Origin of the sequence: Herbivorax alkaliphila (assembly GCF_030848475.1) — a bacterium.
GTDB lineage: Bacteria > Bacillota > Clostridia > Acetivibrionales > Acetivibrionaceae > Herbivorax.
Genome location: NZ_JAVDDS010000001.1, coordinates 202,920 through 214,333 on the forward strand (window position 1 = coordinate 202,920; position 11,414 = coordinate 214,333).

11 protein-coding genes are annotated in these 11,414 nt (G+C 31.1%); 2 read left to right on the forward strand and 9 right to left on the reverse strand.

Features of this window, described 5'->3' with window-relative positions; genetic code table 11:
* Nucleotides 1–76: 76 nt before the first annotated feature.
* The 3 genes from murI to RBH29_RS00800 all read right to left on the reverse strand — a co-directional run bounded on the left by murI (nt 77) and on the right by RBH29_RS00800 (nt 3,946).
* On the reverse strand, nt 77–883 hold the full coding sequence (gene murI / locus RBH29_RS00790) for a glutamate racemase (RefSeq protein ID WP_306694396.1): 807 nt from the start codon (nt 881–883) through the stop codon (nt 77–79).
* Nucleotides 884–1,040: 157 nt separating this feature from the next.
* On the reverse strand, nt 1,041–2,165 hold the full coding sequence (locus RBH29_RS00795) for a D-alanine--D-alanine ligase family protein (RefSeq protein WP_306694397.1): 1,125 nt from the start codon (nt 2,163–2,165) through the stop codon (nt 1,041–1,043).
* A 413-nt stretch (nt 2,166–2,578) separates the two neighbouring features.
* Entirely contained in the window at nt 2,579–3,946 is a 1,368-nt protein-coding gene (locus RBH29_RS00800) for an MATE family efflux transporter (RefSeq protein WP_306694398.1), read from the reverse strand.
* A 362-nt stretch (nt 3,947–4,308) separates the two neighbouring features.
* Here RBH29_RS00800 and RBH29_RS00805 point away from each other — a divergent pair, with 362 nt between their 5' ends.
* Entirely contained in the window at nt 4,309–5,106 is a 798-nt protein-coding gene (locus RBH29_RS00805; RefSeq protein ID WP_306694399.1) for a tryptophan-rich sensory protein, read from the forward strand.
* Between the two features lie 30 nt (nt 5,107–5,136).
* Here RBH29_RS00805 and RBH29_RS00810 read toward each other — a convergent pair whose 3' ends face one another.
* From RBH29_RS00810 to RBH29_RS00820, 3 genes are all read right to left on the reverse strand, one after another.
* The gene (locus RBH29_RS00810) at nt 5,137–5,571 is read right to left on the reverse strand and encodes a DUF2752 domain-containing protein (RefSeq protein ID WP_306694400.1); all 435 of its coding nucleotides are present in this window, start codon (nt 5,569–5,571) and stop codon (nt 5,137–5,139) included.
* Nucleotides 5,572–5,575: 4 nt separating this feature from the next.
* On the reverse strand, nt 5,576–6,034 hold the full coding sequence (locus RBH29_RS00815; protein WP_306694401.1) for a DUF4190 domain-containing protein: 459 nt from the start codon (nt 6,032–6,034) through the stop codon (nt 5,576–5,578).
* A gap of 96 nt (nt 6,035–6,130) precedes the next feature.
* Entirely contained in the window at nt 6,131–8,680 is a 2,550-nt protein-coding gene (locus tag RBH29_RS00820; protein ID WP_306694402.1) for a tetratricopeptide repeat protein, read from the reverse strand.
* A gap of 239 nt (nt 8,681–8,919) precedes the next feature.
* Here RBH29_RS00820 and RBH29_RS00825 point away from each other — a divergent pair, with 239 nt between their 5' ends.
* Nucleotides 8,920–9,324 carry a hypothetical protein gene (locus RBH29_RS00825; protein ID WP_306694404.1) on the forward strand — a complete coding sequence of 135 codons (405 nt, stop codon included), beginning with the start codon at nt 8,920–8,922 and terminating at the stop codon, nt 9,322–9,324.
* Between the two features lie 52 nt (nt 9,325–9,376).
* Here RBH29_RS00825 and cas4 read toward each other — a convergent pair whose 3' ends face one another.
* Genes cas4 through cas1 form a run of 3 tightly spaced genes read right to left on the reverse strand, consistent with a single transcriptional unit; the run spans nt 9,377 to nt 11,236 of the window.
* Entirely contained in the window at nt 9,377–9,988 is a 612-nt protein-coding gene (gene cas4 / locus RBH29_RS00830; protein ID WP_306694405.1) for a CRISPR-associated protein Cas4, read from the reverse strand.
* Complete coding sequence (gene cas2, locus RBH29_RS00835; RefSeq protein WP_306694407.1) at nt 9,963–10,253, reverse strand: CRISPR-associated endonuclease Cas2; 291 nt, start codon at nt 10,251–10,253, stop codon at nt 9,963–9,965. Before cas2 ends, cas4 begins: the two co-directional genes overlap by 26 nt.
* Complete coding sequence (cas1, locus tag RBH29_RS00840) at nt 10,238–11,236, reverse strand: CRISPR-associated endonuclease Cas1 (protein WP_306694409.1); 999 nt, start codon at nt 11,234–11,236, stop codon at nt 10,238–10,240. Before cas1 ends, cas2 begins: the two co-directional genes overlap by 16 nt.
* Nucleotides 11,237–11,414: the final 178 nt, after the last annotated feature.

Sequence of the window (11,414 nt, forward strand, 5' to 3'; positions counted from 1 at the left end):
CATACCCTCTTAGTTTAATACTTTCCTGCTTGCATGTTCACTATTATCACCCATTGTTTGCTGCAAAGTAATGCTTCTAATATCTCTCAATATCAACTTTTTCAGCAGAATGTATTTTCCCATTCAAAATGGAATTACCAAGAGATTCAAACTTTTTTATACTGTCACTGGTATAATACCTATACACTGGTGCAATCATATTGTCTCTTTCAATTTTCTTTGCATCAATGACCTCCTTTACTACCCTGGCAACTTCTAGGGCTGAATTGATAAGCTTAACACCATCCCCCATAACTTTTGAAATGGTATTTTTCAAAAGAGGATAGTGGGTGCATCCTAAAACCAGTGTGTCTATATCCTGTTCTTTTAATGTCTTCATGTACTCCTGTGCAATTTTGTACGCAATATCATTATTCCACCAGCCTTCTTCCACCAACGGCACAAACATTGGACAGGCCTTTGAGTAAACCTCAATAGTTGGATCTAAGCTTTTTATTGCTTTTTCATATACCCCACTGCCAATTGTGGCAACTGTACCTATCACTCCAACTTTTTTATTTTTTGTCGCATTTACAGCAGCCACAGCTCCTGGTTGAACAACTTCAACAACTGGTATATCAAAATTGTTTCGTACCAACTTAAGACTGCATGCACTGGCAGTATTGCAGGCAACTACAATCATCTTTATGTCTTGGTTTAAAAGAAATCGTATGTCCTGAAAAGTGTACTTTATAACAGTTTCTTCTGATTTAGTCCCATATGGTGCTCTTCCACTATCTCCAAAATAAACAATGCTCTCTAAAGACAGCAAATTATTTATTTCATTTAAAACAGTTAATCCACCCAATCCTGAGTCAAAAACACCTATCGGTCTATTATCCATGTAAATTCCCCCAAATAAAATCTCGGGGCATCGAGCCCCTTCAATATTAAGTCTTTCACTTCGTTCCAAGACTTCTAAATAAAATCTCGGGGCATCGAGCCCCTTCAATATTAAGTCTTTCACTTCGTTCCAAGACTTCTAATTAAAACAAACGAAATTATGCATCAACTTTTTTTATATTATCTTCAAATCTTTCTAAAGCTAAATCAATAAGCCTTTCAATAAGTTCTCCATATGATACACCTGCCTCTTTCCAGAGAACAGGGTACATACTTATATCGGTAAAGCCTGGCATTGTGTTTATTTCATTTATAAACACCTTCATAGTTTCTTTGTGAACAAAAAAATCAACTCTTGAAAGACCACTACAGTCTAATGCTTTAAATGCTTTAATTGCATATTTTCTTATTTCTTCCCTAGTATCTTTTGGAAGATCAGCAGGTATTAATATTTTAGACTTATTGTCAATATATTTTGCCCTGTAATCATAAAACTCACTGCTTGGAACTATTTCTCCAACAGTTGACACCATTGGATTGTCATTTCCTAACACAGCACATTCAACTTCTCTTCCATTTATAAACTCTTCAATCATTACCTTTTTATCATAATTTGCAGCATAATTCAATGCTTTAACCAATTCATCTCTATTAGCTGCTTTTGAAACTCCTACTGATGACCCTGCATTAGAGGGTTTTACAAAAACAGGATACTCAAATTTGTCCTCTGTTTTTTGTGCTACATCCAAAATATCTTTGCTTATCTCTTTTCTTGTAAAATAAAGAAAGTCCGCTTGTGGTATTTTTACCTTTTCAAACATGACTTTTGCAAAAACCTTATCCATTCCAAGTGCCGAGCTTAAAACTCCACAACCTACATAAGGTATTCCTGCCAATTCAAGAAATCCCTGAATAGTGCCATCTTCACCATTGTAGCCATGAAGAACAGGAAAAACAACATCTATTCCATTCTTTTCATCATCTGCAATAGTCCTGTCACCTTCTACCATACTATTACCCATTATAGAATTAAGTAAAACATTCCCTTTAGCTAAACAATCTCTTTTTTCTCTACGTGCTAAATCTTCCCATTCACCAGAAGGAATTTTTTCAATCGGCCCACTATACGGAATCCATTCTCCTTCTTTTGTTATTCCCAACATAAAAATATCAAATTTATCAGCATCTATATTGTTTAATATTGAAGTTGCCGATATTCTTGAAATTTCATGTTCTGCCGACTTGCCACCAAATATAACTAACACCTTTCTTTTATGGTTCATTCGCATTCTCCCCTTAAATTACAAATATCTCTTTAAATATATATTTTTAATTTTACTATTTAAGTACGTTAACTTCAAGTTTTACTTCAAAACAAACTAATATATAAATAATAGTACACGAATAACCACTAATACATACGTGAAAAATGTGTTGATACTAAATTTTACAAAACAAAAAACTCAAAATGAAGTGCTCAACTAGATAACCTGTAATGGTATTGATTTAGATTTTAAACACTAATTAGAAAACCAACATGCTAATATTTAAAGACTTTACACCAAGAAAATTCTTGTTCACTCATTAACATGCTTATATTAATATTTTATCATCTAATCAATTTTATGTCTACACAAGTATAATGTAAATCCTGTTAATATGTGTTATTAAGTTTAAAAACCATCCCTCTTTCTGGTTAATTAACCAAATCATTAATCCATTTTTTTGATTTAAATCGCCTGTAGCACATTATAAACTTAAATATCTCCTGAGACATAACCATAGCATACACCGCTTCTAAAGGTAGCTTCAATACATATGCCCCTAATATTGCCATTGGGAAGCCAATAACCCAAACACAAACAACATCAAGAATTAAGCAAAAATTTACATCTCCTCCACTTCTTAGCACTCCAATTATGCAAACCATATTGAACAAGTCTAAAATAAGTACAAACCCAAGTATAAAAAGAACATTTCCTGCCCATGTATGTGCCTGTTCTGAAATATCATAAGGCAAAAGAAACAAGTATCTTGACGATATAGTTACGGCAGATATAACCAAACTGCCTAAAAAGGTAATGCTAAGAAACCTTTTTGCATATAAATATGCTTTATCATAAAGCCTTGCTCCAATCTGATTTCCAACCATAATGAGACATGCACTAGAAACTCCGTGAAAAAACACAGTTAAAAGCCGTCTTATGGTGTCAACAATATTTATTGCTGTTGCTGCTTCTGTTGCCATTCTTGCATAAATAGCCATATACGTACTAACACCTAAAACCCAAACAGTATCCTTTATAACTAATCCTCCAGAAGTCAGTATAAAACGTTTTAAAAGACTTAATGATATATTAAATAACTCTTTTGGCTTTGCTGCGATTATGTGCTTTTTAAAGTATATAACCGAAAGTAAAATAACAACCTCTATAAGTCTTGCAATTGTAGTACCCAAACCTGCACCTACCACTCCTAATTGTGGAAATCCCAGCTTACCAAATATTAATATGTAGTTCAATACGGCATTTAAAGCAATGCCTATCGCATTGGCAATCAATGGCAATTTAATATTACCGGTATTTCTCGATGCAGTGCCGTAACACAAAGAAAATGGTATTATAATGTAGCTAAAACTTACAATAGTAATGTAGCTACTTCCAAGTTCTATAACTTCAAAATCTTCAGAAAAAATAGATAACACAATATCCGGTCTTATAAAAGCAGCGAGAAAAAATAAAAAAGCCACTGAAAATGTTAAAATTAAGCTTATCCCCATTATTTTTTTCATGTTTTTTATGTCCCGATTTCCCCAGTATTGAGCTAAAAATACTGCTCCTCCACTGCTTAATGCAAACATAATAAGATGCAAAATAAAATAAAATTGATTTGAAAGTCCAACAGAAGCAACACTTGCATCCCCCAACTGTCCCACCATAAAATTGTCAATCAAATTCACAGCCGCACCAAAAAAACTTTGAATAGCAACAGGTATAGCTATTGTGAAAAATCTACTATAAAACTCCTCATCTTTACAAAATACATTTTTTATTATTCTCTTCATTCCTACTCCTTCTATTTATATATATCTAAAATCAGAATCATTTTGGCAATTACTTTTAACTCTATTTTTTTATCTAATATTAATATCGGATTCTTTTTTAAAGTACACAACATAAATTTAGTTTAGAACAGTCTTTTTATAAAGTCAATGTTAGGTAAAATGCACCCTAGATAGTTTAGGTTTATATAAAAAATTTTTGGGTATAAATAATATTATTGAATTATAACATAAAATATGCTAACATAACTATAGTTGTTATAATATTTTGTCTAATATTGTATTAAAATGATAAGTAAATATTCAGAAGTAGCCAAACAGTCTATTTTCAGTAGGCTTGTTCTAAAAAGAGGGAGTGAAAAAAGATGAATGATAACTCTGTAAGTCTTTTCACAAAGGTTCATACAACTGTTTCTTTTTTAGTAATGGTTGTAGTAAATTTCTTGGCAAATACCATTCCATTTAATGGAGTAACTTCAGGTGAAGTTTCTGATTCATATGAAAATCTTTTTGCACCTGCAGGAATTACCTTCTCTATTTGGGGTGTTATTTATCTTGGTCTTGCCGTATATACAATATATCAATATGATTTCATTAAAAAGAAAGACAGTTTTAATAAAAATTTAATTGAAAAAATAGGAGTATACTTTACAATAACTTCTATTGCAAATACTGCTTGGGTTTTTGCATGGCATTATCAATCTATTGGTCTTTCTTTAATACTAATTGCCGTTATTTTGATTTGCCTTGTTATTATAAATAATTATTTAAAAAAATCAAAACTTGCTTTTAAAGAAAATTTTTATGTAAAGCTTCCATTTAGTATTTATTTTGGATGGATTACAATCGCTACAATTGCAAATATAATTGTATTCCTTGTAAGTTTAGGATGGGATGCAACCAGCAATTGGATATGGACTGTTTTGATTTTAATAGTGGCATTCTTAATATCAGGATTAACAATGCTCAGATATCAGGATTTTGCCTATGGCCTTGTTATTATTTGGGCCTACATCGGTATTTTAATAAGACATACTTCTCTAGAAGGCTTCTCTGGAGAATATCCTCTGATTATTACAACTCTTATTGTCTCCATGGTTTTACTGTTGATAGCTAATGTATATATTTTAGCAGCAAACAAAAAAGGGGTCAGGCTTGAATAATTTACTTATTCAAACCTGACCCCTTTTTTATTAAAAGAACTGAAAAATAAATTCAAACATAACTACAATTCCAATTAAAATTAAGAACACTGCCATAAACCTTTTAATCCACTTATAACTTTTGTTGCGTCCTCTAATTAACAGCAACAACCTGTATGGTATTTGAACCATGCAAAAAATATACAGCAATACGCCTGCCTTAGTAATGTCCCAAGCTAAATTAAATTTGAGCCTGCTCATATATACAAAGCATCTTGTCATTCCACAGGAAGGACAATTATAACCTGTCAGTTTTTTAAATGAACAGGGTAAACTCAAATCTAAAGTATGTTTACCGAAAGAAATTGCCGTCCAATGTCCATCAGTTACAAGAAAAAAAGAAAGTACCAAAGGTGTAAGGCAAAGCATTAAAAGCATTCCATGCAAAACAAAATGCTCAATCTTCGACCACTTTAGTTTATACATATAATTAGTAGTCCATATTTTCTAAATTTTCCATTTCACGCATGAATTCTCTATAAAACTCTTCATTATCAAAAAAGACCAAGCCTATAATAACTATTATAGCCAAACCCACACCTATGAAACCCATTATTATTCCTGCAATCGCCATACCCTTTCCTTTCTCTATGCCACCACTTTTTTTAATGCTATTTAGTGATATAAAGCCAAGTATAACTGCCAAAGCTGCAGGAACTATCCCAATTCCGCTACAACAAAATAGAGGTATTCCAACAATACCAAGCACCATAGATGCTATTGCCATTCCATTTGTTTTAGCTTGATTTGGTGAGACCTCAGTGCGATTACTATTTTCATCAATATACCCAGAATCTCCTCCACCTTCTGAATCCAAAGGCTGATTACAGCTGGTACAAACCTTTTCATACTCCTCATTTAAACTGTTGCATTTTGGACATGTTTTCATTTTCAACCTCCTATTTTTTTAAGTATTTAAGTTAAAAGACATTTTGCGATAAATATTTATAAATTTTTTATCGCTTTTTTTATTATAACTTTTTTTTTAAGATAATTCCACTTTAATTAAGTCTTCTATAAAATGATATGGAAAATCTCTATCATAGTTAAACTTTTTAGCAAACTCAAATAATTCCCCCTTATAATCTGGTTCCATTTTGCCCAATGCCAATAAGACAAGCAATTTATGACTAGGATTCACCACTAATGACTTTGCATCTTCCACGCTCCAATCTTTTGTTCCCGATAGATAATCTGCCACATTTTTGCCAATTGTCCCCTCATCTTGGTATGCTTCTATAGCTAAATTAAGGTACTCAGACGCTACTTCTGGATTATCTTCAGACAAATAAAGCAAAAGTAGATAGTAACTCCCCAGCCAATTATTTAATGCAATATCTGCTGCTTCATCGTAATCACCTCTGATAAATGCACTTTCATATGCCAATATTGGATCATCTGCTTTCAATACTTCAATAGAATTGACATAATATTCCACATCACCAGAACAATAAGCAATTACTCCATGCAAGTATTCTTCCTGGGTTTGAATTGCATGAATTCCAAATTTAGAAATTCTGCTTAAGTATCTGCTTACAGCATCTCTTGCACCTCCAACGTCCCCTTTGGACATACATAAAATTACTTCTTCAAATACCAACTCACTGTTGTAAGGTTCTCTTTGTTGAAACATTCTTTTTCTTTGCAATAGATCATCATACATACTTAGTGAAAGCATTGAATTTTCCATAAGATAAATAAATTCTTCTTGATTTGCCCTAAGACTTAAAGCTTTTTTTATGTACTCATAAGCTTCTTCAAAATTCCCCATAGCTTGATTTCTAAGAGCCAATCCATAATAACCAAAGGCAGATGGACTGCTACCTTCAATAGATTGTTTTAGTAGATGTTCTCTTTTTTCAAAATCATCTTCAACCCTGCTTAAAAGAAAATATAAATCTTTATTATCTTTTTCATTCTCTAGGTAATCAGTATATTGACTTTTTAAATCATGTGTAGGCTCATGCATTTCCATATAATCTTGATAAGTAATATGTAAATTTACTAATATTGGCCTTACATCTAATCTATCTTCAAAAAATTCAATACAACTATATTTATCGAAATAATATGTAAGCAATTGAAGGCTTCTTTCATCATCAGGATTATACAAAAGTTTTGATCCTATGTGAGAAAGAATATTTTCATAATCAAGCTCCTGGAAAATATTCATATAATCCATTATAGAATAACTGTCTTTCACATGTTCTAAACGAGTTCTTTTCTCTTTTCTAGATCTAATAGTAGTGGTTTCAGGAAACTCTTTAAATAAAAAATCTACTGTTTCCATTTCATAAAAATATTCTCCCGTATAATATTTATATGGCATATCATGAAAAATATCTCCTGGATCATTCACTGAATACTCTGTTTCTTCCCATAAAAGCACAGCTACTTTATCAGGATTTAAAATATATAATCGCCTTTTAAAAGGTCTATGCCAAAATGGAGTATTAATGTCAAGTTCAAATTCTCCCTCTCCTATATCAGAGTCTAAAATATTTACTTTTGTAGTTCCCTCTGACACATTAATTTTTTTTGTATCCATAGCCGGCAATTCTATTTCTTCTCCATCTATCTCAATGCTGTAGGAAACATCCAATCCATTTACCACATGCACACTTCTCGACATTCCAATTAAAAATGAAATTCCTGAATAAATTAATATCAAAGCTGCAACTAACAAAGGAAGCATAACTTTAGGGAGTATAAATGAAAGATTTTTATTGTCCTTTTTATCTAAATTTTCAGAAATTAATTTTCCTGTAATGCTTTTATCGCTACTAGAATAGTGCATAGAGTTTTTCTTGTATTTTATTAATGCTTTATCATCTTCCATCTCTGGAAAGGCTTTTTCTAGTTTTTCTATTACTTCAAGTGCATTATTATGCTCTCCAATAAATTGATATGACTCAATCAGCAAAAAAACATAATATAATTTATCTTCTTCTCTATTATCAAAAATATGTGAAAGTAAGTACCTAGCTTTGTCAGGCTTGCGATTTCTTGCTAACACTTCAGCTAATTTTTCACTAACTTCCACATCTTCTTTTAATGAAAGAGATGCTTCAAAAGCACTTTCTGCTTCATCTAGCTGATTAAAGGAAAAATGAGTTTCTCCTAAAAGATTCATCACCTCCGGATTATTTATACAATTATTACGAATATCCCTATCTAAAGAATTTAACAACTCTATATCACCAGAATAAACCATTAATTCTAAAAGTTCTTTTAACTTTTCAGTATCACCTAAATTTCTAAACCACGAGTCGTATAATTCTTCAGCTGATTCCTTTTTCATACGCTCCCACTCTGAGAGTTTAAGAACTTTGTGCTTTCCGCAACTTCCACATTCACTCAACACTCTCTTTTCACCTAAAGGAAAAATTGGAACATATAAAAATACAAAAAACTTAGTTGTATCATAAGAACTTATATGAGTATGTGCACCACAAAATTCACAGGTTCCTTGATATGTATGTTCGTTCTTCTTCCCACAATATTTACTCCCAATTCCATCAACTGTAGACGGCAAACTTAACACCTCCAGAAATAATAAGACAAGAATAAGACTTTGAAACTAAAAGAAATATTCTATGTGACATTGATAAACAACTTTTATAAAGTTATTACATTTACATTATTATAGCACAATTTGGTTCAGGCTTGAATAATTTATATAAAAATATTTTGCTACATACAATTAACTTTAATATTTTATATGTGATATAATGTAAGCAAACTAAACTTAAACTTGCATAGGAGGCTCAGTTTATGGATAATAAATCATTTTCTTCCCTAGTTATAAAATTGCTAATATTGATAATTGTGATTTCTGGTATTTATTTCATAACCGATAACATATCATTTGAGAGAAACACTCAAATATCTGATGATAAAATTTATGGATTATGGAGAAATCATCCTAATGAAAAGTGGTCCTTAAGAATCCAAGAGGAATTTCGTGGATTTAGTTTTGTGTGTAATAGAAGAATATTTAACAAAGGTGATTACAAGGATGGAGAACTATTGTTACGAACAGTAGAAAACGAATGGTATAGAATCGAACAAGAAGTAGAAGGAGAAAGAGATAAACTTTTTTTAATATTACTTGATGAAAATTATAATGATAATGACAATAACGAAGGTCTATTATTTATAAGAGATGAAGAGGATTGAAAAGCCATTGCTATTTATTCACTTCAATCTGCAGTTTTTTATCGAAATCAAATTATTTTATACAAATATTTCGATAGCAACAATCAAGACACTTGCTTTTTTCCTTTGTTGACGCTGGAAAAAAGCCATTTAGAACCTTTTTATATTCATCTATATAAGAGAAAACTTTTTCCTTTTCACTTTTATCCACTTCAACTTCTACTAATTTATTACCTTCTCGACAGTAGACTATGTACCCCACTTTCACTTCTTTTTTATAAACCTCTTCAATCATTAGTGAATACATAATAATTTGACTTTTATACGTTTTATATAACCTTTCATTGTAAACAGCGTATTTAAAATCAAGAGGACACATTGATCCATCAGAACATATGTGAATTTCATCCACCTTACCTCTAATCCCCAACTTTGGAGATACAAGATTAATGTCGTTCAGTTTTTCACATGAAGCTATTCTTTTTCGCAAATAATGCTTATTTTCATTTCCTCTTTTTTTATGAACTTCTTTACCCATAGTGGTCTTAAAACGTTTTTCTGTATGCTGATCAATTCCAAGAGATCGCATAAAATATATAAATCTTTTACAATATAAAAATTCAATTATATCAGACGGAGTAATATAATACTGGTTTTCATTAAAAAAACTTTGAGATGATTTCATCTGTTACCAACTCCTTATCAAATGCTTGGCCTATTAAACCAGCCTTGTTTAACTCGGCCTTACTCATAGGAAATACATACACCGAGTCCTTTTCTTGGTTTATCATATTATCAAATTCAAGCTTAATCTCATCAAATTGATTTTCTTCTAAGTCACCAAGAAAGACACTTTTTTGAACACGATATAATCCTGCATTTTTGCATTTTTTTATTACATTATTACGGGTTTTATTTGAGACAATATCATAAATTACCCAAGTGAACATTGAACCTCCTCCTTTAGAATCCTATTGGCTATATTATGACAGTCATATTGAATGATATTAGAAAACTCTATTCTTCTGCCTTTATAATTCAATTTCTTTTCTAACTCCTTGTTGTATTCCATTATTAAATGCTTTTTACCTTCTTTGTTTAAATAGTATCCTTCTTCAATTCTATCAAAAAAATCTGCTTCGACTTTTTTTGTACTAAACAGTCTAAATACAATTTCATCCATATATCCTCTGTACATCTCTACAAGGTCAAAAACAAGTGCTTTCTTATTGTAGTTATCAGTATGCATTATTCCTATATAAGGGTCAAGCCCTGCTATTATACATGCTTTCTCTACACTTGAGTATAATATTCCATATGAATAATTTAACATGCAGTTAAATTCATCCATAGCAGGATTTCGACTTCGACCTTCAAAAGCATATTTTTCTGGAATAAGTCTACCTAAGGTTTCAAAATATTTTCGCCCCGCACTTCCTTCATATCCTTGTAAAGAGCCTCTAACATTTTCAATTGTTTTATTTGACGGTATATCTAAAACATTTTCTTTTGAATTATTTATTTTGACTACTGCTTCTTTGATTATATTTTTTCTCTCATCTCTTCTATTTATATCTAATTTGTTTAAGAACTGAATTTGATTGTCCATTTTTTGTACAACCCATTCTTTCACAAGACCTAATCCAAATGGTATGTCTTGTAAAAACAACTGTTTTCTTCTTATAGTACTTATACTCCCGAGTTTAGAATGCCATATCCTCCCTAATGGCTGTCCTGTATATCTTAAAAAAACAATGTCTATGTTGTTGTCTAAGGCTAATTCAATTGCATCTGTACTAAGAGCAGCATGAGTAGTTATCATTATTTGCTCAACTTTTTTAGCTGATATCTCATTGTCTTTTTCATCTTTAATTAAAAAGCACTCTCCTCTTTTACAAAGGTATAATCCAGGTTTGTTTAAAATTATTTTCAATATCAACGCCTCCAAAATTTTATTTTTTTGATTTATATAGGAAACTCTCTTCAATCCTTGTTTTAATGGATTTATTGCTGTGTTGAATGCAGCTAATAAATAAGCTAAATATAAATATAGTTTCAATCCTTGTTTTAATGGAATCTTCACTTTAACATTTGGAGAACAATTCAATTAT